At 51.8% G+C, this 23,381-nt stretch carries 19 protein-coding genes; 11 read left to right on the top strand and 8 right to left on the bottom strand.

Going from position 1 to position 23,381, the window contains the following annotated elements; all coding sequences use genetic code 11:
* Positions 1-131 precede the first annotated feature (131 nt).
* Together ACYU8Y_RS17730 and ACYU8Y_RS17725 are read left to right on the top strand one after the other, a co-directional pair.
* Entirely contained in the window at positions 132-1,610 is a 1,479-nt protein-coding gene (locus ACYU8Y_RS17730; RefSeq protein WP_460939388.1) for an alkaline phosphatase PhoX, read from the top strand.
* Between the two features lie 81 nt (positions 1,611-1,691).
* The gene (locus ACYU8Y_RS17725) at positions 1,692-3,542 is read left to right on the top strand and encodes a cytochrome c peroxidase (RefSeq protein WP_460939387.1); all 1,851 of its coding nucleotides are present in this window, start codon (positions 1,692-1,694) and stop codon (positions 3,540-3,542) included.
* A gap of 40 nt (positions 3,543-3,582) precedes the next feature.
* On the opposite strand, the gene ACYU8Y_RS17720 is transcribed toward ACYU8Y_RS17725, so the two are convergent.
* The gene (locus tag ACYU8Y_RS17720; RefSeq protein ID WP_460939386.1) at positions 3,583-3,972 is read right to left on the bottom strand and encodes a MerR family transcriptional regulator; all 390 of its coding nucleotides are present in this window, start codon (positions 3,970-3,972) and stop codon (positions 3,583-3,585) included.
* Between the two features lie 151 nt (positions 3,973-4,123).
* On the opposite strand from ACYU8Y_RS17720, the gene alaS reads away from it, so the two are divergent.
* From alaS to murI, 4 genes are all read left to right on the top strand, one after another.
* On the top strand, positions 4,124-6,796 hold the full coding sequence (gene alaS / locus ACYU8Y_RS17715) for an alanine--tRNA ligase (protein ID WP_460939385.1): 2,673 nt from the start codon (positions 4,124-4,126) through the stop codon (positions 6,794-6,796).
* A gap of 103 nt (positions 6,797-6,899) precedes the next feature.
* Positions 6,900-7,094, top strand: coding sequence for a hypothetical protein (locus ACYU8Y_RS17710; RefSeq protein ID WP_460939384.1), 195 nt, complete (start codon positions 6,900-6,902; stop codon positions 7,092-7,094).
* On the top strand, positions 7,094-7,477 hold the full coding sequence (locus tag ACYU8Y_RS17705) for a type II toxin-antitoxin system death-on-curing family toxin (RefSeq protein ID WP_460939383.1): 384 nt from the start codon (positions 7,094-7,096) through the stop codon (positions 7,475-7,477). Before ACYU8Y_RS17710 ends, ACYU8Y_RS17705 begins: the two co-directional genes overlap by 1 nt.
* Positions 7,474-8,307, top strand: coding sequence for a glutamate racemase (murI, locus tag ACYU8Y_RS17700; protein ID WP_460939382.1), 834 nt, complete (start codon positions 7,474-7,476; stop codon positions 8,305-8,307). The genes ACYU8Y_RS17705 and murI overlap by 4 nt, the downstream gene beginning before the upstream one ends.
* A gap of 101 nt (positions 8,308-8,408) precedes the next feature.
* On the opposite strand, the gene ACYU8Y_RS17695 is transcribed toward murI, so the two are convergent.
* From ACYU8Y_RS17695 to ACYU8Y_RS17685, 3 genes are all read right to left on the bottom strand, one after another.
* The gene (locus ACYU8Y_RS17695; RefSeq protein ID WP_460939381.1) at positions 8,409-9,434 is read right to left on the bottom strand and encodes an MlaD family protein; all 1,026 of its coding nucleotides are present in this window, start codon (positions 9,432-9,434) and stop codon (positions 8,409-8,411) included.
* 125 nt (positions 9,435-9,559) lie between these two features.
* Entirely contained in the window at positions 9,560-10,315 is a 756-nt protein-coding gene (locus ACYU8Y_RS17690; protein WP_460939380.1) for an ABC transporter ATP-binding protein, read from the bottom strand.
* An 80-nt stretch (positions 10,316-10,395) separates the two neighbouring features.
* Complete coding sequence (locus tag ACYU8Y_RS17685) at positions 10,396-11,199, bottom strand: MlaE family ABC transporter permease (RefSeq protein ID WP_460939379.1); 804 nt, start codon at positions 11,197-11,199, stop codon at positions 10,396-10,398.
* A gap of 293 nt (positions 11,200-11,492) precedes the next feature.
* On the opposite strand from ACYU8Y_RS17685, the gene ACYU8Y_RS17680 reads away from it, so the two are divergent.
* Positions 11,493-12,344: a CvfB family protein gene (locus tag ACYU8Y_RS17680; protein ID WP_460939378.1), complete on the top strand. Its 852-nt coding sequence runs from the start codon at positions 11,493-11,495 to the stop codon at positions 12,342-12,344.
* 108 nt (positions 12,345-12,452) lie between these two features.
* On the opposite strand, the gene ACYU8Y_RS17675 is transcribed toward ACYU8Y_RS17680, so the two are convergent.
* Positions 12,453-13,283 (bottom strand): lytic transglycosylase domain-containing protein, encoded by an 831-nt coding sequence (locus tag ACYU8Y_RS17675; protein ID WP_460939377.1) that lies wholly within the window; start codon positions 13,281-13,283, stop codon positions 12,453-12,455.
* 328 nt (positions 13,284-13,611) lie between these two features.
* Here ACYU8Y_RS17675 and ACYU8Y_RS17670 point away from each other — a divergent pair, with 328 nt between their 5' ends.
* Positions 13,612-15,318 carry an IlvD/Edd family dehydratase gene (locus ACYU8Y_RS17670; RefSeq protein ID WP_460939376.1) on the top strand — a complete coding sequence of 569 codons (1,707 nt, stop codon included), beginning with the start codon at positions 13,612-13,614 and terminating at the stop codon, positions 15,316-15,318.
* A gap of 2 nt (positions 15,319-15,320) precedes the next feature.
* Positions 15,321-16,085 (top strand): SDR family NAD(P)-dependent oxidoreductase, encoded by a 765-nt coding sequence (locus tag ACYU8Y_RS17665; protein ID WP_460939375.1) that lies wholly within the window; start codon positions 15,321-15,323, stop codon positions 16,083-16,085.
* A gap of 83 nt (positions 16,086-16,168) precedes the next feature.
* Here the strand turns inward: ACYU8Y_RS17665 and ACYU8Y_RS17660 are convergent, their stop codons facing one another.
* The 3 genes from ACYU8Y_RS17660 to ACYU8Y_RS17650 form a co-directional block, all read right to left on the bottom strand.
* Positions 16,169-17,089 carry an EamA family transporter gene (locus ACYU8Y_RS17660; protein ID WP_460939374.1) on the bottom strand — a complete coding sequence of 307 codons (921 nt, stop codon included), beginning with the start codon at positions 17,087-17,089 and terminating at the stop codon, positions 16,169-16,171.
* 121 nt (positions 17,090-17,210) lie between these two features.
* Entirely contained in the window at positions 17,211-18,641 is a 1,431-nt protein-coding gene (locus tag ACYU8Y_RS17655) for a leucine-rich repeat domain-containing protein (RefSeq protein WP_460939373.1), read from the bottom strand.
* Between the two features lie 193 nt (positions 18,642-18,834).
* A complete protein-coding gene (locus tag ACYU8Y_RS17650) occupies positions 18,835-21,639 on the bottom strand; it encodes a M16 family metallopeptidase (RefSeq protein WP_460939372.1) in 2,805 nt (934 codons plus the stop codon).
* Between the two features lie 233 nt (positions 21,640-21,872).
* On the opposite strand from ACYU8Y_RS17650, the gene ACYU8Y_RS17645 reads away from it, so the two are divergent.
* Together ACYU8Y_RS17645 and ACYU8Y_RS17640 are read left to right on the top strand one after the other, a co-directional pair.
* On the top strand, positions 21,873-21,995 hold the full coding sequence (locus ACYU8Y_RS17645) for a hypothetical protein (protein WP_460939371.1): 123 nt from the start codon (positions 21,873-21,875) through the stop codon (positions 21,993-21,995).
* Positions 21,996-22,022: 27 nt separating this feature from the next.
* Positions 22,023-23,366 (top strand): Gfo/Idh/MocA family protein, encoded by a 1,344-nt coding sequence (locus ACYU8Y_RS17640; protein ID WP_460939370.1) that lies wholly within the window; start codon positions 22,023-22,025, stop codon positions 23,364-23,366.
* The last annotated feature ends 15 nt before the right edge of the window (positions 23,367-23,381 follow it).

Raw genomic sequence — 23,381 nt, 5'->3', positions numbered from 1 at the left:
GTAGCGAGAATAAAACGAAAGCGTTATTAATCGCTTTTTAATGATATCAATCTGGTAATACTGGCTTCATACTCAGGTAAAGCGTGCGCGGTTTCTTTGCAAAGACAAGATTCGCTAATAACCGCCTACTCATGTTTACCCAAAAACCTCTACTATCGTCAGCTGCTTTATTCAGCTTATTTGCACTGGCTGGCTGCAACGATCATCGCCTTACCGACAGCCCTGCCATTACGGTTCAAAACCGATCGGTGACGCCTGTGTTGGCTAAATTACTACCGGGTGCGTCGGGCGGACGGCTTGGTGCTGAGACGGTTAAGCTGTACTCGCTGCTCAGTAGTGACGATCGGTTGGAGCAGTCCCCCAATTACATTTTCGGTGGCTCTGCCGATGGCGCTGGCATCTTCCAGAACCCGGATGGAAACTACACCATCCTGGTCAATAATGAAGACAACTTCGCCGTATCGCGCATTACCCTCGATAAATCGTTTAAGCCGGTTAAAGGGGAATACATACTCAACTCCGATGGCGGAACGTGGCGGCTGTGTTCAGCCACGCTGGCCACACCCGTAGAGCATGGTTTTGGCCCCGTGTTCCTCACGTGCGGGGAAAGCGGTCAGGAGTCCCGCACCCATGCACTCAGGGTGGATGCCGACGCGCAGCAGGCGGGTATCTCCCGTGAAGTGGCCGGACTCGGTCGCTGGAGTGCAGAAAATGCCCTGCCTTTGCCGAAAACGGCATATCCCGGCAAGACGATTATCGTGATTGGCGATGACGATTCGGATGTGAACGGTGGGCAATTGGCCATGTACATGGCCAACGCCGTTGGCGATCTGGAAAACGGCTCCTTGTATATGTTGCGTCGGCCCGATGGCAATCAGCGGGAGATGGATATGAATCCGGGGACAGTCTACGACGTTGAATTTACTAAAATCGACGACCAGAAAACGCTGACGGGCGCACAGATCAACGCCAAGGTGAACGAGTTAAAGGGTATTAAGTTTGGTCGCGTTGAAGATGTCGACTACCGCAAAGGGGGCGGGGCCAATGGCCGTGAAGTGTTCTTCGCCGTTACCGGTCAAAACAATACGGGCGTGAACGCCGATTATTCGCGGTCGAAGTATGGCCGTATTTATCGGTTGACTATGGATGCCAATGATCCTACCAAGGGTAAACTGGAAGTGATCCTGAATGGTGATGACCGGAATGGTATGGCCAAAACCTTTCAGGATCCGGACAACGTTTGCGTAACGGCCAACTACGTCTACATCATGGAAGACCCGAACGAATATGGTGATGAAAAACACGACGCCTACGTGTATCAGTACAACCTGAATACCCGGCAATTGACGCCGATCATTGAGCTGGACCACCGCCGGACAGAAGCCGATGCGGCTAAATACAACGTAGGCGGTACATCGAAACTGGGCTCCTGGGAGAGCAGCGGGATGATCGATGTATCGGATGTGACGGGACGACCAAATACCTTCATGCTGGGTATTCAGGGGCACACCTGGCGGGCTGATAAGTATAAAGGGGTTGATGGCGGGTCGAAACGCAAAGACGAAAACCAGGCCAGCCAACTCATTCTGATTGAAGGGTTACCCCGATAACCATTCCACCGTACACTCGCCTGACCGGGATTCTGTTTCGGTCAGGCATTTTGTTATCAGCCGTTTATTGGTAAAAACGTAATGCGCAGCGAACAACCGTCTAGTATAGTTATTTCAAATACCACCCGATTCAGCCTTTGGTGGCTCATTGTGTTGGTCGCGGGTCTGCTGCTTTTATGCGCGGTTTACGGGTTCGTGATCGGGCCGAAACCAATGCCTGCCCAGGCTGTGAAGCAGGCCTTCATGGAGGATGTCAACGAACTCGATAGCGCGGTTAGCCAGTTGCAGCAGGTGATCCGCGCCAACCGATCAAATCGGGATAGTCAAACGGCTTTTCGGCGGGCGCGGCTGGCCTACAAACGAACTGAGTTTCTGACGGCCTACTATAATCCGGAGACAAGTCGCTCCCTCAATGGGCCAAACATTCCGGATGTGGATGACGATCTGCGCATCAATGCGCCCGAAGGATTTCAGGTACTCGAAGAGCTTTTGTTTCCCGCGCTCGATAGCGCGAATCAGACCGAAGCGGTTCATCAGGCGGCTGTCATTCGCTCAAATGTTAACCGGCTGCGTAAAATCTCCGAGAACAATGCGTTGACGGATAGCCATGTATTCGACGCCATGCGGCTTGAAATAGTCCGGATCGTTTCATTGGGCATTACCGGCTTCGACTCGCCCATTGCGATTTACTCGCTTCCCGAAGCGGCCAGCGCACTCGAACGGATGCAGCAGCAGGTAGCATTTTACGAACTGGTCAGGAAAGATGCCGACCTCTCCGGGCGACTCGATCAGGCGTTCACCCGTGCCATCAGGACCTTGCGATCGGCTCATTCGTTCGATGCATTTGATCGGCTTGGTTTCATCAATCAGCAGGCCAACGTGCTGAGTGGGTTGTTATTAGATGCCCAACAAGCCCTTGCGATTCCCGTTTTTACCAAAAATCGGCTCCTTTCGACAACGGCCCGAGCTTTGACAGACTCCGGCGTATTTCATCCGGACTACTTTGTTAACCTCGATGAACAACGCCCAACGCCGGATCGCGTTGCGCTGGGAGAGAAGTTGTTCGTTAACCCGATTCTATCGGGCAATGGAAACCGAACCTGTGCCAGTTGTCACCAGCCGGACAAAGCCTTTACCGACGGCGAATCCAAAAGTCTCGCCATAGCCATGCGTGGGTCTCCGCGTACGGCTCATCGCACGCTTCGCAATGCGCCCACCTTGGTCAATGCCGCTTTTCAAGCCGTTCAATTTGCCGATTCACGGGTGGTTTTCCTGGAAGATCAGGCCGGTGACGTCATTCAGAATGAGCAGGAAATGCATGGTTTCCTGCCCAAAACGATTGCGTTATTGCGCCAGGATGCGGACTATCAGGCTTTATTCGCCAAATCGTATAAAGAAGGCCTAACGGAAGAGACGCTTAAAAATGCCATTGCCAGCTACATCCGTTCGCTGACCAGTCTGGACTCACGAATGGACAGGTATTTTCGCGGTCAGCCAACCGCGCTGACTGCCGAAGAGAAATACGGGTTCAACCTGTTCATGGGTAAGGCGAAGTGCGCTACCTGCCATTTCTTTCCCCTGTTCAATGGCACCGTTCCACCGGCTTATCAGGAAACGGAAAGTGAAGTACTGGGAACACCAGCCTCCGCTGCCGGTAAAGAGGTCGATGCCGATGTCGGCAAATTCGCGCTGACAAACCGTGAACCACATCGCTACGCCTTCAAAACGCCCACCGTTCGTCAGGTAGCTAAAACAGCCCCCTACATGCACAATGGCGTGTTTCGTACGCTTGAGGACGTGGTTGATTTTTACGATAGAGGAGGAGGCAACGGCCTGGGTTTTAAGCTCACCAATCAAACCTTGCCGTTCGATAAGCTGAATCTGACGCAACCGGAGAAGAAGGCGCTGGTTGCCTTTATGAAGGTGCTGTAGGGAAATCAGGGAGAAATAAATGATGCTGATTGGCAGGCGTTTAGTTTACATCTGACTCGTCTTCCGGCATTTCATCTTCCGGTTCCGTTGCGGGCGAAACCGGTTTGTCCAGGCTCGCCCGCATTTTTTCCAGGCCCGCCTTGATTCGCTTCAGTTTGTTGATATACACTGCGTGTTCGCGCCGGTTAGCATCGCGGGTTTTGAGGTACTCGCGGGCACCGGGCAACGTGTATCCTTTGTCGTTGGTCAAGACCAGGATTTCTTTCAGATGGTCGATGTCGGCCTGGGTATATACCCGGTCGCCGGAACGGTTTTTCTTGGGTTGAAGGGTCGGGAATTCTTTTTCGTAATACCGTAGTTTGGAGGCATTGATTGCAAACATCTCCGCTACTTCTTTGATACCGTAGTACAACTTCCCTCCGTTTTCCATACTGCAAACTTGGAAAGCTGGCTGAATAAACGCAAGTTTTGGCGTAAATTTGGCCCCAATTACGCATACGTATGAGCGCTTTATCAGGACTACCTGTTTGGGGCCTGCTCATACTTATTGACGTACGACTCGCTTGCTTTACAATTTTACTATGACTTCCCACGAAATACGTCGGCATTTTCTCGACTTCTTCCAGTCCAAACAACACCTGATTGTAGCTTCGGCACCGCTTGTCGCGAAAAACGACCCAACGCTGATGTTCAACAATTCAGGGATGGCGCAGTTCAAAGACTTTTTCCTGGGTAATGGCACACCCCCGTCCAAACGGGTTGCCGATACGCAAAAGTGTCTGCGCGTGTCGGGGAAACACAATGACCTGGAAGATGTTGGCTTCGACACCTATCACCACACCATGTTCGAAATGCTCGGCAACTGGTCATTTGGGGATTATTTCAAGAAAGAGGCCATCACCTGGGCGTGGGAATTGCTAACGGAGGTGTACAAACTGCCCAAAGACCGGCTCTATGTATCGGTCTTTCAGGGCGACGAGACAGATGGTGTCCCCTTCGATCAGGAAGCGTTCGACCTTTGGAAACCGATTGTCGGCGAAGACCGGATCATTTACGGCAACAAAAAAGACAACTTCTGGGAAATGGGCGATACGGGGCCGTGCGGTCCCTGCTCCGAAATTCACGTCGATTTGCGGTCGCCCGAGGAGATTGCCCAACAGCCGGGTAAGGAGCTTGTCAATGCCGACCATCCGCAGGTTGTCGAAATATGGAACCTCGTATTCATGCAGTTCAACCGCAAGGCCGATGGGTCGCTGGAGCCGCTGCCTGCCCGCCACGTGGATACGGGGATGGGCTTCGAACGGTTGTGCATGGCTATTCAGGGAAAACGCTCTAATTACGACACGGATGTGTTTTCGGGTACGATCAACGTAATCGAAGAATTATCGGGTAAGGCCTACGGCGGCACGATGGACAAGGCCGATGTGGCCATGCGCGTCATCGCCGATCACATTCGGGCGGTCTCGTTTGCCATTGCTGATGGGCTGGTACCGTCCAATGCCAAAGCGGGCTACGTAATCCGGCGGATTCTGCGCCGGGCCATTCGGTACGGCTACTCGTACCTGAACCTGACCGAGCCGTTCATGACCAAACTTGTGCCAACGCTGGCTGCGCAGTTTGCGGATGTTTTCCCTGAACTCAATGCCCAGCGGGATTTTGTGGCTACGGTTATCCGGGAAGAAGAAATCTCGTTCCTGCGGACGCTGGGAACGGGTCTGGGCCGACTGGATCAGATCATCAGTGATCTCAACGGAAAAGGGACGAAAGAAATATCCGGCGAAACCGTATTCGAGCTAAACGACACGTTCGGCTTTCCGGCCGATTTGACGGCGCTCATTGCCCGCGAAAAGGGACTGACGATTGATGAAGCCGGTTTTCAGAATGCCCTTCAGGAGCAGAAAACTCGTTCCCGGAAAGATGCTACCTCATCGGCTGGGGACTGGATCGATGTAAACGAAACCGATCGTGTCGAATTTGTTGGTTACGACCAGCCGGAAGCATACGCTCATATCGTAAAGTACCGCAAGATTCAGAATAAACAGGGTACGCAGGTGCAGGTTGTACTTGATAAAACCCCTTTTTACGCGGAGTCTGGCGGTCAGGTCGGGGATACAGGCGTACTTGAACTCTTCTCTAATTCAGATCAGATCGGCACGCTAACTGTCCTTGACACGAAGAAAGAAAATGACCTGACCATTCACATCATTCAGGATGTGACGGGTATCGACGACCTGCTGACCGAAGCGGATTCTGTCTATGCCGTTATTAACAATGCCCGGCGTGGCCTGACCAGCAGCAACCACTCGGCCACCCACCTGCTCCACGCTGCCCTGCGTGATGTGCTGGGTACGCACGTAGCGCAGAAAGGGTCGTACGTCGGTCCCGATGCCCTGCGCTTCGACTTTTCGCACTTCAGCAAAGTGACGGACGAACAACTGGCCGAAGTGGAGCGAATCGTGAATGAAAAGATTCGGGAAGATATCAAGCTCGACGAAAAACGGAACGTACCCATCGCGGAAGCTAAAGAACTAGGCGCAACGGCGTTGTTTGGCGAAAAATACGGCGATTTCGTGCGGGTAATCACCTTTGAACCGGGCTACTCGGTTGAACTTTGTGGCGGCACCCACGTACCCGCGACGGGTCATATCGGCCTGTTCAAGTTCACGGGCGAGGGTTCCGTATCAACCGGCATTCGGCGGGTCGAAGCCAAAACCTCGGCGGGTGCTGAGACACTGGTGAATGAGCAAATGGCCGTCGTCTCGGAATTGAAAGAATTGCTGAAGGCACCCAAAGACGTTGTGAAAGCCGTTCAGGCGTTGCTGGAGGAGCGGACTGCGTTGCAAAAACAAGTCGAAGCGTTGCAGAACGAGAAGGTTCAACAACTGAAAAATGAATTGCTGACGAAAGTGCAGGCCGTAAACGGAAACGTTGGACCGGGCCACATGGTGCTTGTGGAGCGCGTGGAGGTTCCTAATGCCGATGCCCTCAAGCAACTGGCGTATGACCTGAAAGCCAAAGTGGATAATCTGGCTGTTGTACTGGGTGCCGATATCAACGGCAAACCCCAACTGGCCGTCATGCTGCCCGATTCGCTCATTCAGGAACGTAAACTGAACGCCGGACAGGTCGTGAAGGAGCTGGCCAAAAACATCAAAGGTGGGGGCGGTGGCCAACCCTTTTTTGCTACGGCAGGCGGCTCCGATTCATCGGGTCTGGATGCGGCTCTGGCGCAGGGAAAAGAATTACTGGGGTAAACCTATTCTGGTGCTACCGGATTTATGGCAGTGTGAGTGACTGGAACTGGCTTATTGTTTGTTATTAACCCGAGGGCACGATAATTCTTAAAGAAAATAAGACATGGCAACGCTACAATTGACACTTCCTGATCAACAATTATCAGCTTTGCAGGTAAAGGCTGAATCGGTAAACCTTACGGTAGACGAACTTCTAAAACAGGCCATTGATTCTTTAGTGGCTACATCTACTGTTCAAGAGCAGGCCATTGACTATGTTCTTGCCAAAAACAAGCTGCTTTACAACCGGCTAGCTTAATGAGACAATTATCTCTTGCTGACGTGTTTAAATTGCATGAGCGTATCATTGAACAGTCTGGTGGGAGCTTGGGCATCCGAAACAGTGAAATTGTCGCATCTGCCTTGATTCAACCTTTTGCAACCTTCGACGGACACGAACTCTATCCAACTCTGGTCGATAAGGCTGCAATGACGGGCTATTTACTAATATGCAATCATCCATTTGTTGATGGAAACAAGCGAATTGGACATGCCGTGATGGAAACACTACTGGTTTTAAATGGATTTGAGATTTTGGCCAGTGTAGATGAGCAGGAGCAAATTATCCTACAGGTTGCTGATGGTACCCAAACAAGAGAAAACTTTACACAATGGGTGAGTCAGCATGTAAGTCGGCTATGAATCAACCCATTGGCATATTTGACTCCGGCTATGGCGGGCTGACTGTTCTGCGGGAGATCGTTCAGACGCTGCCCCAATACGACTACATCTACCTCGGCGATAACGCCCGAACGCCCTACGGTACCCGTTCTTTCGATACCGTATACCACTACACGCTCGAATGTGTGCAGCACTTGTTCGACCGGGGGTGCCGGCTCGTAATTCTGGCTTGTAACACAGCTTCGGCCAAAGCGTTGCGGAATATTCAGCAGCTTGATTTGCCTACAATAGCCCCCGGTCGGGATGGACCGGACCGGCGAGTGCTGGGCGTGATACGACCCACGACGGAGGTAATTGGCAACTACTCCAAAACGGGTAAAGTAGGGGTATTGGCTACGCGCGGAACAGTTACGTCAGAGTCGTATCTGGTCGAGATAGAAAAATTCTTTCCTGCTGTGGACGTCTTCCAGGAGGCTTGCCCCATGTGGGTACCGCTGGTAGAAAATGGCGAGTATGCCAGTCCCGGAGCCGACTACTTTGTTCAGCAACACATTGATCGGTTGCTTGAGCAGTCGCCCGACATTGACACGATTCTGCTGGCCTGTACGCACTATCCGTTATTGCTCGGCAAAATTCAGCAGTATGCTCCACCAAATACGACGATTCTGTGCCAGGGTGGGATTGTTTCTAAAAGTCTGGCTGATTATTTGATTCGACACCCGGAAATGGACGTGCAGTGCAGTAAACAAGGCCAGCGAACCTTCCTCACTACCGACTCAACCGAGGATTTCGACCGGCAGGCAACTGTATTCTATGGTCAGCCGGTTCGATCGGAACATTTGTCTTTGTAATACCGTAGTGTACTCATGCCGACATCCTGCTCGGATAGCAAAGGCCATAAGAGCTTATCGCTGTCCGAACAGGATGTCGGCATTATCGCACTAGTGCGTTATTATGGCTTCGCAGCAGCGGTGCTGTCAGCTTTTTGCTTCGCGGCTTCCTTTGCCTGCTTTTTGAAAAAACCACGTAGGAGGAAATTACTCTGCGCAGCCTTCAGGTCCTGATTGAGCAACACCGTACCCTGACTGAGGTTACGAAGGGTAGTCCGCAGGTTAGTCGCTGTTTCCTGATCGGTAAGCAATACACCCAGGGGGCTGTTGGTGTTATTCAGCTTTTCGGATGCCCGGTTCAGGTTCGCCGAGGTTTGGCTGAGTGTGCCAACCGTTTGATTGGCGGAACCCGCAGCTTTTTCTAACTGTGTTGCCGACCGGCTCAACCGGCGGAACACGGTCGTATCCGTCACTAATTCGTTGGCAAGTGTGCCTTTCGTATTTAGTTTGGCGGCAAAATTCGAAACGGAACCCGTTATTTTCACGGTATTGTCGGAAGCGCGTTCCAGGTTTTTCATGGCCCGCTTGAAATTGTCGGCAACAACGGAGTCGGTCAGTACGGCGCCTACGGTGCCTTTTCCGCGTCTTAGATTCCCTACCAACTCCTTGAAGTCATTGGTGACCTTAAGCAAGTTGTTGTTATTTTCCTGCAAGGTCGCCATGATCTGATCGGAGCTGAGCGCGGCCGACGTTTTGATGCGGTCGCCATCTTCCACTTCGGGATGTTTGGTAGTTCCGCCCGTGATCACAACGATTTTGTTGCCAATCAGCCCGTCGGAACTGATGGTGGCATCCGCATCTTTGCGAATGTACTGCTTGGAGCTTTGCTCGATACTCATGTCGACTTCGACCTGCGCGTTTCCGTAGAAACTGATTCGCTTGACCGTTCCGATTTTGACACCCGAAAACCAGACGTTGTTTCCGACTTTCAGGCCGCCTACATCTTTAAAAACGGCCATAAGTTTAAAGCTCTTTGTAAAGCGTTTCTGCTGTCCGCCCAGTACAAACACCCCGGCAACGAATATGGCAATGCCCACCAGGACAAAAATGCCGACAACAACGGAGCGCTTGGTCGATTCAGTACTCATAGTGATGGTTTATAATTCTTGATTTTTGGTAGCTAACATAGTTCACGTTTACGGATAGGTGTACGCCTGCTGTATCAAGTATACCATAAACCATATACTGAAAAACCATAAACGAGTTATTCTGTTTAATCCACGAATTTGTAATTGTAAAACTGTTGAATCCGCTCATCGGGATCAGCAAAAACCTCTTCGAAAGGGCCTACCCGTTCAAATTTCCCATCCAGCAGCATTGCTACCCGGTCGCCGGTAGTTTTCGCACAGGTCAGGTCGTGGGTAATGATGATGGAAGTTGCCTTGAACCGTTCACGCACCTCGTTGATCAGGTTATTGATTTCGATACTTGTAATGGGGTCAAGCCCCGATGTTGGTTCATCATATAACATAATCTCCGGCTGGAGAATCAACGTCCGGGCAATACCAATGCGCTTTCGCTGTCCCCCGGAGAGCTCAGACGGCATCTGGTTGATCGTTTGGGACAGCCCAACATCGTCGAGTGCTTTTTCTACGGCTTTATCAATATCGGCGCGGCCCAGGTTTCGGACGTTGCGAACGAGTGGAAATTCCAGGTTTTCCCGGATGCTCATGCTGTCGTAAAGGGCGCTGCTCTGAAACGAAAAACCCACTTTTTGCCGAAACTCATCTAACTCCCGACCCCGTAGTGTTTCGACATCCTGGCCCAAGACGATAATACGTCCGGCATCGGGTTTGAGCATCCCGATAATTAATTTAATCAATACGGATTTGCCCGTACCGGACCGGCCGAGTACGGCAATGTTTTCGCCCCGGCTTACTTCCAGATCAACTCCCCTCAACACGTGCAAATCGCCGAAGGATTTGCGCAGTCCTTTGATCTCAATAACTGGTTCTGTAGATGGTGTCATAGTGTAAAAAGCGAAAGAGCGACCGGTGAAACAGAGCTGGGTGTATCCAGAAGTACTCGTTCACGTCATCGCTCTTTAGGTCAACTCCCTCGCAGCGCGCCAATAATCTGTAGTGACAGGAGCTCTTCGATGAATACTAAAAACATGGCTGTGACAACAGACGAGTTGGCGGCTTTTCCAACACCCTCGGTGCCCTTGGATGAATGGTACCCTTTATAACAGCCAACCATCCCGATGGTGAAACCAAATACCGTCGATTTGGTAATGGACGCAAAAATGTCGAGGTACGTAATCGCGCCGAATACTTCCTGCATGAAAGATATAAAGCTGGTCTGTTCATTCTGATTGACGTTAATGTACGCGCCAAGCAGCCCGACACAAATGGTGTACATCGTTAGCAGCGGAATTGTGAACGACGTGGCCAGCACCCGGCTGACAACCAGAAATTTGAAGGGGTCGGTGCCCGATACTTCCATCGCGTCAATCTGTTCCGTCACGTTCATCGAGCCTAATTCCGCGCCAATACTCGATCCCACCTTGCCAGCCGCAATCAGGGCCGTAACGAGTGGTCCAAGCGCCCGTACGATGGCAATGGCAATGAGCGAGGGTAGCCAGGACGTAGCGCCAAATTCTGACAGAGAGGGGCGCGACTGGTTTGTGAAAACGATACCGGTAATGAAGCCAGTAGTTGATATCAACAGCAACGAGCGAAACCCAACCTCGTAGCATTGCCGAATAACTTCTTTAAATTCGTACGGTGGCATAGCCGCTTCCCGGAAGAAACGACCGACAAACGAGGCCACATCGGCCAGATTCAGGAAAAAAGAATCGAGCCGTCGGGTAACAACGGGCCGATCCGTAGACTTAGTAGTATCAGATTGCATTCAAATACTGGAAGGAAAGCCGACCGGTTATGCCCAGTCGGATATACGTTAATAACTGATTTTGGCGATCAGGGTTTATTTTGAGTTAGAGATTGTGACGTTACTCCTCATTTCCGCAACCAACGATCGACTAAAAGTAGAAAAAATAGCCGAATAGTAACCCGACACACCATAAAGAGTTGGTCGTTTGCAGAATCTGTCGATAGAAAGAAGCGTAAGGTCGGTATAAAAAAACGACCTTTGTCCCGTGCCAACCCCGCTCACCAGTCGTTGCGCGGGTAGGCTACCTGATTATGATCGATATTGGACGAATAAATACCCTGACTGCCCTGCGCCAAACCAGCGTTGGCTTCTTTCTGGGCGACCTGACTGACCGGAAATCGCAGGATTTTAGTAATGATATATTACTACCCAATAAATACGTGCCTGATACGCTGGCCGTTGACGACGATATTGACGTGTTTGTGTATACTGACTCGGAAGATCGCCCCATTGCCACGACCTTAACGCCTGCTATCCAGCGGAATGAGTTTGCCGCCTTGCAGGTGGTATCGGTTACGTCGGCCGGGGCTTTTCTGGACTGGGGCCTGGAGAAAGACCTGTTGGTACCCCACCGTGAACAAGCCTGGCCAATGGAAGTAGGCAACTGGTACGTCGTGTTCATGTATCTGGACGAGACAACCAATCGGCTGGTAGCATCGAGCAAGGTAAATCGCTTTCTTGACCCGGATATCAGTGACTTGGTGCTGGGCGAAGAGGTGCAACTGTTAGCGTATGAGCTAACGGACCTCGGCGTCAACGTCATCATCAACAACCGGTACCGGGGGTTGGTGTACGCAAATGAGATTTTCCGGACTGTCCGTCCCGGCGATCCATTGATCGGTTACATCAAAAATATCCGGGACGACAGCCGGGTGGATGTCAGTTTGCAACGGTCTGGTTACGAAAACGTAGAGCCCAATGCCCGCCGGATTCTGGCTACTCTTAAAGCAGAAAATGGATTTTTGCCCCTAACGGACAATACATCGCCCGAGGTGATTTATGCCGCGCTGGAAATGAGCAAAAAAACATTTAAAAAGGCAATCGGCACCTTATACCGGGAGCGAAAAATTATGATTGAAGAGAAAGGGATTCGCCTGATTTGACCGGTTAAAAAAAGGATTAACCACAGAGGCACAAAGGCCACGGAGGGCTTTTTATCTCCGTGGCCTTTGTGCCTCTGTGGTTAATCCTTTTTTTAATGTATGTTGCTGTCAGCCAAACCGCTCTGAATTAAATCGCGGGAATGGGTAGTAGGCAGTCTGTTCAACAGGAGACAGAAACGACGAGTAATCGTCAGGTCGCGACATCACCTCTTTATACAGCAGAACCCGGTACAGGTAATAACGGGTTTCGCGCGGAAGTTTCATCTGGTAATAGTCCCGACGGTCGTCCCGCTTGAGTTGGTTTTTCATGTAACCCGGCCCCGCATTATAGGCAGCCGCTACTAACGACCAGGAACCGAGCTGCGTATACAGCGTGCGTAGATACTTGCAGGCCGCTTCGGTTGCCTTGAGCACATTGAATCGCTCATCAATGCGTCCACCCACTTTGAGCCCCAGGGCACGGGCAGTGCCGGGCATCAGTTGCCAGTATCCGGCAGCTCCGGCCCGCGAGACGGCTTTGGGCTGCAAGGCACTTTCGGCCAGTGGAATATACCGGAAATCATCGGGTATATCGTATTTCTCCAGGATCGGATCAATGATTGGGAAGAACGTATCGGCTCGTTGCCGAAGGTTACCCAAGTCGCTGGCATGGGTACGGAAGAGCGTAAAAACGTGTTTCCAGCGATCAACAACGTCGGTCTGATCGAGTGGCAAACACTCACCACAGAAATCGACATCAAGCAGGGGAAGTTCGGGCGAATTGACCGAAACGGGGTGATTGATGGCCGATACATCCGATCGGCGATTTAACAAAGCAGTCGCATCAGACTGGGTTACTGCACCGGTTTTTGAGGGGTGGAGGTTGGGGATGGCCGACGAGCCAATGCTCGGGGCAATCAGTTTGGCAGCAACCGTGACGGCCGGGCGAATAAAGGCCATCAAAAAAGGGAATCCAACTCGTTTCAACAAAACTCAATTCAGGATGGTACTTGGTTTATAACGACAGTATGACTGATTCAGTGCCTTGATAATCAATAAATTATATAGTTTTCGTACATATGACGAAGCCGGTATGAAGCGGCTTCGTCCGGAACAAACTGACCCTCAGAACATTAGTTGGCAAGAATACCTATACGTTTTTGTGAAGAGAAAAATGCGCGCCCTGTTTATTCGTTAGAAATAGATTTATCTGCTAACCCTGATCGTTTTTAACAGTAAAAAAAGACTACCGATACACTTTACCCTCAATAGTTAACAGTCCAATAAAATGCCATTACGCTCCCGAGACTGGTTTGGCCGCACCGGAAAAGACGGCTTTATTTATCGTGCCTGGATGAAAAATCAGGGCTTCCCGCACCACGAGTTCGAAGGAAAGCCCGTTATCGGTATTTGCAATACATGGTCGGAGCTGACGCCCTGCAATGCCCACTTCCGTGAACTGGCCGAAGCCATCAAGCGGGGCGTTTGGGAAGCGGGTGGTTTTCCGCTGGAGTTTCCGGTCATGTCACTGGGCGAGTGCCAGATCAAGCCTACGGCCATGCTCTTTCGCAACCTGGCCAGCATGGATGTCGAAGAAAGCATTCGGGGCAATTCGATTGATGGCGTCATTCTCATGTGTGGCTGCGACAAAACAACGCCTTCACTGGTGATGGGCGCGTGTAGCGTGGATATTCCCACGATGGTGGTGTCGGGCGGACCGATGCTGGCGGGGCGCTTTCAGGGACGAAAAATCGGGACCAGCGACCTCTGGCGTTTTGCCGAATCGTACAAAATGGGTGAGATGAGCCAGGCCGAATTCGTAGCCGCCGAAGCCAGTATGGCCCGTAGTCAGGGGCACTGTGCCGTAATGGGCACGGCCAGCACGATGGCGGCTATGGTGGAGTCGCTGGGCCTGTCGCTGCCCGATAACGCGACCATCCCTGCTGCCGATTCACGCCGGAAAGTCTTGGCCCACATGACGGGTGTCCGGATGGTGGAGTTAGTAAAAGAGGGCGTAAAGCCGTCGCAAATTCTAACTCGGCAAGCGTTTGAAAACGCCATCATGGTCAATGCCGCCCTTGGAGGATCGACCAACTTCATATTGCACCTGACGGCTATTGCCGGACGGGTAGGTGTCGATTTATCGCTGGATGATTTTGACACCCTATCGGCCAAAATCCCACTGCTGGCAAATCTCCAGCCTTCCGGAGAGCATTTCGTAGAGGATTTATTTTATGCCGGTGGCCTGCCCGCCGTTATCCGCGAACTGCGGGATGTACTCAACAACGACGCCATAACCGTCAACGGGCATTCGATCGGCGACAATTGCGCGGATGCACAGTGCTACGACCCGGCGGTGATCGCTTCGGTCGATCAGCCCTTCAAGCCTGAGTCGGGCGTAGCGGTGCTGCGGGGCAATCTCTGCCCGAACGGAGCCGTATTGAAGCCGTCGGCCGCGTCGCCCCACCTGATGCAGCACACGGGCCGAGCGGTTGTATTTGAGAATATCGATGATTACAAAGCCCGGATCGACGATCCCAATCTGGATGTTGACCCGACCTGCGTGCTGGTCTTAAAAAACGTGGGACCGAAGGGATATCCGGGTATGCCCGAAGTCGGGAACATGCAGCTACCCGCCAAAATTCTGGAACAGGGTGTGCACGACATGGTTCGCATTTCGGATGGACGCATGAGCGGCACCGGTTTCGGGACAGTTGTGCTGCACGTATCGCCCGAAGCGGCCGTGGGCGGCAATCTGGCGCTGGTGCAAAACGGCGACCTGATTACGCTAGATGTCGATAATCGGAGCCTTCACCTGCACGTATCGGATCAGGAACTGGCCGGTCGACTCGTGCATTTCAAACCGCTCGATTTAGGCTATAGCCGGGGGTACGTAAACCTGTACATCCGGCACGTAACCCAGGCGCACGAAGGGGCAGATTTTGATTTTCTGCGGGGCGGGTCCGGCAGCGAAGTGAAAAGGGATAGCCACTGAGTATGCCTACTAGATTCGAGAACCAAAGCGTACTAATCACGGGGGCCGGTCAAGGTATTGGCTTCGCCATAGCCCGCTCCCTGGCCCAGCAGGGAGCGGCCGTATTGCTCAACGATTATGACGAAACGTTAGCTCAGCAGGCCACCGACCAAATTCGGCAGGAAGGGGGAACGTGCCACGCTTTTCCAGGCGACGCATCAGACGTGTCTTTTATCCAGGAAATGGTCGATACGGCCGTGCGCCTGTTCGGTTCATTGGACATTGCTATTGCGAACGCGGGGATTACCATTTTTGGCGACATTTTCACGACCACGCCCGACTCGTTTGCGAAGATCGTAAACCTGAATTTGCGGGGCAGCTTTTTCCTGGCCCAGGCGGCATCACTCCAAATGCGCAGGCAGGGGAAGGGGGGAAGCGTCTTGTTTATGTCGTCGGTGGTAGGGCATCAGGCGCATCCCGGATTGCCGGTGTACAGCATGACCAAAGCAGGGCTGGAGATGCTGGCCAAACAGTTGGTCATTGATTTTTCGCCCCTTGGCATCACCGTAAACGCAATTGCGCCGGGAGCCACGCTCACCGAACGGACACTCGACGATCCGACGTACATCCCCATTTGGTCGCGGATTACTCCAATGGGTCGGCCAGCAACCGTTGAGGATATCGCCAATGCCGCTTTGTTTCTGGTTTCGCCCGAATCCCGGCACATTACCGGACAGAGCCTGGTTGTCGACGGGGGCTGGACGAGCGTGAGCCCACCGCCGGAATAAATAATGTTGAATGCGTGAACGATAGAATGAGTGAATAGATAGCGCAGTTTTATTCACTCATTCTATCATTCACGCATTCAACATTATTTTCTCCCGATAGTAATCAATACAACGCCGATAAGGGCGATGGCGGCTCCGATAAACGATTGGCTCGAAAAAGTCTCTCCGGCGAAAGTCGTTCCCAACAACATAGCCACAACAGGGTTCACGAAAGCGTAGGTAGACAGAAGCTGTGGAGAGGCATTGCGGGCTAGCCAGGAGTAGGATGAAAACCCAATGATGCTGCCGAAAATGACCAGGTAAATCATGGAGCCAATGGCTTTTTGAGGGGCGTCGAAAATGCTCAACAGTCCAACCGGCTCTATCGCTAAACTGACCGGTAGCAAAACCAGCCCCCCAACAATCATCTGAATACCACTCGAAATCGTGCCTGATGGCAGAGTAAGGCGGGGCGTAAGCAGCGTGCCAATGGCCCAGGCAAAGTTGCCTGCCGCCACCAGGCCCACGCCAATCAATTTCGCGTCGACCCCACCCGTACCCTGAAGTTTATCGGGTTTGACCAGCAGGTAAATACCGAGAAGGCCAATGGCTAGTCCAGCCAGCGCCAGGTTACTAGGCCGTTTCTTACCAAATGAAATCCAGTTGAGCGAAAGCAGATAAACCGGCAGCAGACCACCCATCAGCGCGGCCATGCCGCTCGGAATGTATTGAATGCCTACTGACAGACAACCGTTTGCAATAGCTAGGAGTAATATCCCGATGATACCCGACGACTTCCATTCGGCCAGGGTTGGGTTCGGTGTGCCGGTAAAGCGGGCGTAGCTATAGAGAATGACGCCAGCGATCAGGTACCGCGCAGAAACCATATACAAAGGAGGCATCCGTTCGGTCATGAAATGAATGAACAGGTAGGTCGACCCCCAAAGAATGTAGACGGAGATTAGGTTCGCCCAGAGCGTAACAGGATTTGGTTTGGTGGAAACAGGAGAGGTAACGGCTTGCATACAACAGACAGACGGATGCTGAGTTAACAACAACAACGTATGTTTCTATCCGTCAACGCGTTTCTTTTTTACACTATCTGAAATTGGTTATAGAAAATCAACGCTTCGTCTTAAAAGCAGACTAGTAGGTGACCTGCGTATGATTCGCTTCCAGGGCTTTAATTTGCGGGGCATATGGGCTTGACATCGCTTCATTGCCGAATAGCGGGTTGCTACCCAGGTAGACTTTTTTCAGGTTTCGGAGGGATGTCAGCATGGTTGGAAACGCCCGTAAATTATTGTTATTGAAGTCTACTTCCTCCAGCGCCGACAGCGAGCCCAAAACAGCAGGCACTGCGTTAAACCAGTTATAGCCTAGATCGAGTACCCGTAGCCGCTGGAGCTTTTTGTATTCAGCCGGTAGCTGACTAATTCGATTATGGTGCGCGAAAATTACCTGCAATCGGCGTAATCGAGCCAGTGATGGCGGTAAATCATGCAAATCATTGTGCGCCACGGCCAATTGCTCCAGGCGTTTCATGCGACCCAGTTCGTTAGGCAGTTTGGTGAATTTGTTATAGTATAAATCCAGCACCTTTACGTGTTTTAAACGCCCAATCGTTTTGGGTAACTGAGTCAGGCCGGCGCTGTATAAATTGAGGTCGGTCAATCGGTGTAACCGACGTAAGGTTTTCACATCAATGTCGGACAACTGATTATTTCCCATCCAGAGACTCTCCAGGCGCCGGTTCTGCCGGATAGAGGCTGGTATGCTGGTCAATTTGTTGCCCTGTAGATTCAGGGATACCAGGTGTTTGTTTCGTGTAAAGAACACACTATCATTTGGAATCGCATTGTAAAGGATACTCAGCCGTTTCAGGGTTCGGATATCGGCAGTCAAGCGGGCGGGTAGCTCATGTAGATTGTTGCGGGTGAGGTCCAACTCCACTAATTTGGGAAATCGGTAAACAACCTCCGGAATCGAACTCAATCCCAGTTGGTTAAACGCCAGCGTCGTAACCGTGTCAGGTCGAGTGGTTTTTTCCGCGGCTTCGAGAGTGCTGAGTATACCCGGACCAGTGCGGGCAACACGTTTTGGCGGCACAGAGCCTAAAATAGACATACTTTGCCAGCGAAAACCAGATGTGGTCTTGAGCGGAAAAGGGTGCTGGCCGTACCATTGGGCTACGAACTGTAAAAACTGGCTTTCCTGCTGGTCGGTGAGTTCCCTGCCTGAAAATTCGCAGAAGATGCGGTCATAGGTGCCGTCAGCCTGGACAAACTCCCAGGTATTTAGCATAATGCCTGTCAGGGGCAACTGCTTTTTAGTTCGTTCTACATACCTGAAAAATTGCTGACTACGAGTGTGCATAGTATCCATGAACATTTTCCCATGCCGCCCGAAAACGCCCTTTTCGCCAATTTCACGAGCGAAAGCTGGGGGGTATTTCTTAGTCATCTCGGCTAACGAGAGATGTAACCGGCTTGTATCCCGCAACAAAACAATACGGTCCTGCGCCCAGCTTTGCAGCGCCAGCAACCCAAAAAATGAGACCAGGATTACTTTTTTCATGTTGAAACTTATTTTTTAGGTAAATAACGATAATTATAGTTAATCCGCCTAAAAAAAGAACCGCCCAGGCGGCCCTTTGGGATTAATATGATTCATTGATTCGTCTGATTTATAGTAAGCTTTCTGAGAAAGCCAAAATCATATCCATCATGTCCATCGAACTAATCCCGAAGGGCCGCCTTGGCGGTTCCGCTTAGTTCTTACCGCCACTCACCGACGACGCCGGTTGTTTTTCCGACGCTTTCTTGGCCGCTTTGGCAAAATCACCTGCTTTGATAATCGAAATTTTCGATGGGTCGATGTGTTTCTTCATCGCAGCATTAACTTGTTCGGGTGTCAGGCTTTCCATTTTCTTTTCGAAATCCGCATCCCAACCCATTGTCCGGTTCAGGTACAGGTAGTTGTTCAGCGTACTCGCCAGCGATGGATCCTGCGCCCGCGATACCATCCGGGATTGCAGTAAGCCCGACCGGGCCGCTTTGATTTCGTCCGCCGTGAACCCTTCTTTCACCACTTTTTCCATTTCTTCGCGGAAAGCTTTTTCCAGCCGTTCGGCGTTTTCCGGATTGTAGATAGCATAGGTCATGAAGATACCCGTTTTGTCGAGCGGGTTGGCCGATAATTGCGAGCCTACGCCATAGCTGATCCCTTCTTTCTGACGAATACGAACAGCCAGCCGCGAGTTCAGGAAGCCGCCACCGAGCATGTAGTTGCCAAGAACAAGGGCTGGATAATCAGGATCATCATCGCGCAGCGGAAGGTTGACCCCGGCAACCATGAAGGCATTGGCTTTATCGGGGGCCTCCAGCGATTGGGGAGTTGGCTTAATGTCATTGTAAGGCGAAACCAGGCGGCTAAACGGCTTTTTCGCTTTCCAGGTGCCTAGCTCATCGGTCACTACTTTCCGAACGGGCGTCTCGTCGAAGTCGCCAACGATGGCCAGGGTTGCGTTCTGTGCGCCATAAAAATCCTTATGAAACTGTTTCAGGTCATCCAGCTTCAGGGCTTTCACATCGGCCACATCTTCGTCGGGGGTCGAGGTATAGCGTACGTCTTCTTTCGGATACGGGTTCATTTGCCGTTGGAACGCGGTGAAGGCAAGCGACTGGGGTTCCGAGCGTTGCGATTCGATCTGTGCTAGTTGTTCCTGTTTTAGTTTCTCAAACTCATTGGCGTCGAAGGCCGGATGCTTCAGCATATCACCCACGAGCCGAATAACGGCCGGCAGGTTTTCTTTGGTCGTTTTGATGGTCACGTTAACCTGATTGCCACCGCCGAATACGCCAACCTGTGCTTTTAGTTTGTCGAGTTCATCTTTAATCTGCTGACGGCTGCGGGTAGTCGTGCCTTTGTCGAGCATTGAGGCCGTGAACACCGAGATTGCACTCTTGTTCATCAGGCTTTTCTGATCACCGTACCGCAGGGTCATGCGGGCGTTTACTTCGTTGCCCCGTGTTGATTTGGGCAGGAAAGCGAGCTCGATGGTGTTGGGCTGTTCAGAACGGCGGGTCCGGCCGTCGATGTTAGCCGGTGATGGGTCAAATGCCTCGCCCTGGGCAACCAGCGCCCGGCCTTTGTAGTCTTTCACCAGGGACGCAATGTCAGGGGCATTCGGTACGTCAACCCGGTCGGGGGTTTGTTCCGGAATAAATACACCAACGGTACGGTTGGAAGGCTTGAAGTAATAACTGGCTACGCGCTTAACGTCGGCGGGGGCTACTTTTTCGAGGGCATCCCGGTACAGGAATCCCAGCCGCCAGTCGCCCGTTGCGATGTACTCACTCATGGCCAGCCCCACGCGCTCGGCGTTTTTAAAACTCAGTTCAACATCTTTCAGGAGTTTGGCCTTGGCGCGGTCAATTTCTTCTTTCGATGGTGTCTTGATGGCAACGGAGTCGAGCGTTGAGAGCAATGCCGTTTTGGCATCGTCAAGCGATTTGTCTTTGAGCATTTCTGCTGCGAAATACACGTAGCCCGGATCTTTGGTAGTAAATGAATAACCATACTGCTGCGACGCTTTCTTGGTCTCGACCAGGGCTTTATACAGGCGGCCGGATGGCTCATTGGTCAGCAGTTCGATCACCACGTCCATCGTTGGGTAGTCGGGGTGAGAGCCGGGCATAATGTGGTACAAGGCCGACACTACTTTCGTGTCGCCTACGCGCCGGAGAGTGACCATCCGTTCGCCGTCCTGGGTAGGCTCCTGGCTATAGGTAGGCTGCAATACCCGTGTCGGGCGTGGAATGGCACCGAAATACTGGTTGATCAGGGCCAGTGTTTTGGGCTCGTCGATTTTGCCAGCCACGACCAACACGGCGTTGTCGGGCTGGTAAAATTTCTTGTAAAACGCCTGAAGGTTTTCGATGGGCACTTTCTCAATATCGGTCCGGTTGCCGATGGTCGAGTTGCCGTAGTTATGCCAGAGGTACGCCGACGACACGACGCGCTCATTCAGAACATTCTGCGGGGAGTTCTCTCCCATTTCAAACTCATTCCGAACAACAGAGAACTCGGTGGCGAGGTCCTCTTTTTTAATGAACGAGTTCACCATCCGGTCAGATTCGAGATCGAGTGCCCATTTCAGGTTCTCGTCGGTGGCCGAAAAGGTTTCGAAGTAATTGGTGCGATCGAGCCAGGTCGTACCGTTCGGGCGGGCGCCGTGGGAGGTGAGTTCCTGGGGGATGTTGGTGTGCTTGGTCGACCCTTTGAAAACCATGTGCTCCAGCAAGTGAGCCATACCGGTTTCGCCCAGACCCTCATGGCGCGAACCAACGAGGTAGGTAATATTGACCGTGATGGTGGGTTTGGATGGATCAGGAAAGAGCAGGACTTTCAGCCCATTTTTCAGATTATACTCGGTAATGCCTTCAACAGATGCGCCTTTGCTAATGCCTTCGGGTAGGGCTGCCGTTTTGTTGTCCTGTGCCGAAGAGAACGTTAGGCTGCTGGCAAACCAGGCAGCGGCCAGCAAACCCCTTTTGGTAAGGTTATTTTTCATAAAAATACAGTTAGTTGGGTTGGCAATAAACTAGCCGTATAGTTACGCATAAAGGAATTGGCGAGCAACGGCTTTTGTAGCGCTTTAACAAAAATTAGGATGAACGGTAGAGCTTGGCAAGTATACGATTCCCATCCGGTAGGTAAATATCGAACAATACGAACCCTGTCTGGCCAGAACCTGTCTCCTGAAAATTGGCTCTTGCCAGTAGAAAATAAGGAACATCGTTTTTTATGGATGATAAGTTGTTTCGACACGGGCCCGACAAGCGATACGGCGACGATGCGATGACCGCATCCGTCGGGTACTTCAAAGGCGTCTGTGATGCTACAAAACAGGGCAAACGAAAAGCATAATTGGCGAATTATATTAACCTGAATACCATGGAAAGTTCAAGAAGAGAATTTATTAAAAAAGCGGCTTTAGGCACCGCTGGCCTGACCGTTGGTGGACTGGCAAACGGGATGTCGGCTAAGAGCTACGCCAAAATCATCGGGGCCAACGAACGGCTGAACGTGGCCATTGCCGGGCTTGGTCGGCGGTTGCCGGCGTATTATGAGCCAATTGCCAAAAAAGAAAGCAACGTCGAGTTGGTGTACCTGTGCGATGTAATGAAAAAACAGCGCGAAGCTGCAGTGCAGAAATTCTCGAAGCACATTACCTACACGCCAAAGCTGGAGAACGACATTCGGAAGGTGATTGCCGATAAGAACGTGGATGTGCTGATCAACGCTACCCCCGATCATTGGCATGCACCGGGTACCTGGATGGCCGTGCTGGCGGGTAAGCACGTGTATGTCGAAAAACCCTGTAGTCACAACCCCCGCGAAGGTGAAATCCTGGTCGAGTTCCAGAAAAAATACGGCAAAATTATCCAGATGGGCAATCAGCAACGCTCGTCGCCGGAATCTATCGATATCATTGGCCAAATCCATAATGGTGTTATCGGAAAGGCTTATAAGGCGGTGGCTTTTTACGCCAATGCCCGGGGTGAAGTTCCTGCCCCTAAAAAAGCACCGGCTCCTGACGGACTCGACTGGGACTTATTTCAGGGGCCAGCCCCACGCGTACCCTACACGCACGATACCTGGGACTACAACTGGCACTGGTACGGTTGGACATATGGCACTGCCGAAGCGGGCAACAACGCGACCCACGAACTGGACGTAGCCCGCTGGGCGTTGCAGGTCGAGTTTCCCGAATACGTGACAGTAGAGGCTGCCAAACGGTCATTTCCGGAAGATGGCTGGGCTGTTTACGATACGATGGACGCAACGTTCCGGTTTCCGGGTGATAAAATTATCAAGTGGGATGGGAAGAGCCGTAATGGACATAAAACCTACGGCAGTGACCGTGGCACGATCATTTACGGCAGCAACGGTACCGTTTATGTAGATCGGGATGGATACACACTCTTTGCCCGCGATGGCAAAGTCATAAAAACAAGCAAAGCCAAAGGGTCGGAGTCGGGTACGGCGCTGGGGGGCGGTGGCGACATGACGACGCTCCACATGATGAATTTCTTCGATGCCGTTCGGGGAAAAGCCAAGCAGAACTCCACCATCGAGGAAGGGGCCAGAAGTACGCTGCTCTGTCATCTGGCGAACATCGCTTACCGCACCAATAAATCGTTTGCGGTCGACGCTAAAAACGGTCATATCCGCGATGCTGATGCCATGAAACTATGGACACGCCAGTACGAAAAAGGCTGGGAGCCGGGAATTTGATGCAGGGGGCACCCG

Source organism: Spirosoma humi, assembly GCF_054776575.1.
Note: the sequence above shows the minus strand (reverse complement) of the source record. Positions and strands in the feature narration are given on the sequence as shown.

What these genes read in the sequence shown, in the direction of transcription:
- ACYU8Y_RS17730 (WP_460939388.1), top strand. Translation starts at nt 132, where the DNA reads ATGTTTACCCAAAAACCTCTACTATCGTCAGCTGCTTTATTCAGCTTA.
- ACYU8Y_RS17725 (WP_460939387.1), top strand. Translation starts at nt 1,692, where the DNA reads ATGCGCAGCGAACAACCGTCTAGTATAGTTATTTCAAATACCACCCGA.
- ACYU8Y_RS17720 (WP_460939386.1), bottom strand. Translation starts at nt 3,972, where the DNA reads ATGGAAAACGGAGGGAAGTTGTACTACGGTATCAAAGAAGTAGCGGAG.
- alaS (WP_460939385.1), top strand. Translation starts at nt 4,124, where the DNA reads ATGACTTCCCACGAAATACGTCGGCATTTTCTCGACTTCTTCCAGTCC.
- ACYU8Y_RS17710 (WP_460939384.1), top strand. Translation starts at nt 6,900, where the DNA reads ATGGCAACGCTACAATTGACACTTCCTGATCAACAATTATCAGCTTTG.
- ACYU8Y_RS17705 (WP_460939383.1), top strand. Translation starts at nt 7,094, where the DNA reads ATGAGACAATTATCTCTTGCTGACGTGTTTAAATTGCATGAGCGTATC.
- murI (WP_460939382.1), top strand. Translation starts at nt 7,474, where the DNA reads ATGAATCAACCCATTGGCATATTTGACTCCGGCTATGGCGGGCTGACT.
- ACYU8Y_RS17695 (WP_460939381.1), bottom strand. Translation starts at nt 9,434, where the DNA reads ATGAGTACTGAATCGACCAAGCGCTCCGTTGTTGTCGGCATTTTTGTC.
- ACYU8Y_RS17690 (WP_460939380.1), bottom strand. Translation starts at nt 10,315, where the DNA reads ATGACACCATCTACAGAACCAGTTATTGAGATCAAAGGACTGCGCAAA.
- ACYU8Y_RS17685 (WP_460939379.1), bottom strand. Translation starts at nt 11,199, where the DNA reads ATGCAATCTGATACTACTAAGTCTACGGATCGGCCCGTTGTTACCCGA.
- ACYU8Y_RS17680 (WP_460939378.1), top strand. Translation starts at nt 11,493, where the DNA reads ATGATCGATATTGGACGAATAAATACCCTGACTGCCCTGCGCCAAACC.
- ACYU8Y_RS17675 (WP_460939377.1), bottom strand. Translation starts at nt 13,283, where the DNA reads ATGGCCTTTATTCGCCCGGCCGTCACGGTTGCTGCCAAACTGATTGCC.
- ACYU8Y_RS17670 (WP_460939376.1), top strand. Translation starts at nt 13,612, where the DNA reads ATGCCATTACGCTCCCGAGACTGGTTTGGCCGCACCGGAAAAGACGGC.
- ACYU8Y_RS17665 (WP_460939375.1), top strand. Translation starts at nt 15,321, where the DNA reads ATGCCTACTAGATTCGAGAACCAAAGCGTACTAATCACGGGGGCCGGT.
- ACYU8Y_RS17660 (WP_460939374.1), bottom strand. Translation starts at nt 17,089, where the DNA reads ATGCAAGCCGTTACCTCTCCTGTTTCCACCAAACCAAATCCTGTTACG.
- ACYU8Y_RS17655 (WP_460939373.1), bottom strand. Translation starts at nt 18,641, where the DNA reads ATGAAAAAAGTAATCCTGGTCTCATTTTTTGGGTTGCTGGCGCTGCAA.
- ACYU8Y_RS17650 (WP_460939372.1), bottom strand. Translation starts at nt 21,639, where the DNA reads ATGAAAAATAACCTTACCAAAAGGGGTTTGCTGGCCGCTGCCTGGTTT.
- ACYU8Y_RS17645 (WP_460939371.1), top strand. Translation starts at nt 21,873, where the DNA reads ATGGATGATAAGTTGTTTCGACACGGGCCCGACAAGCGATACGGCGAC.
- ACYU8Y_RS17640 (WP_460939370.1), top strand. Translation starts at nt 22,023, where the DNA reads ATGGAAAGTTCAAGAAGAGAATTTATTAAAAAAGCGGCTTTAGGCACC.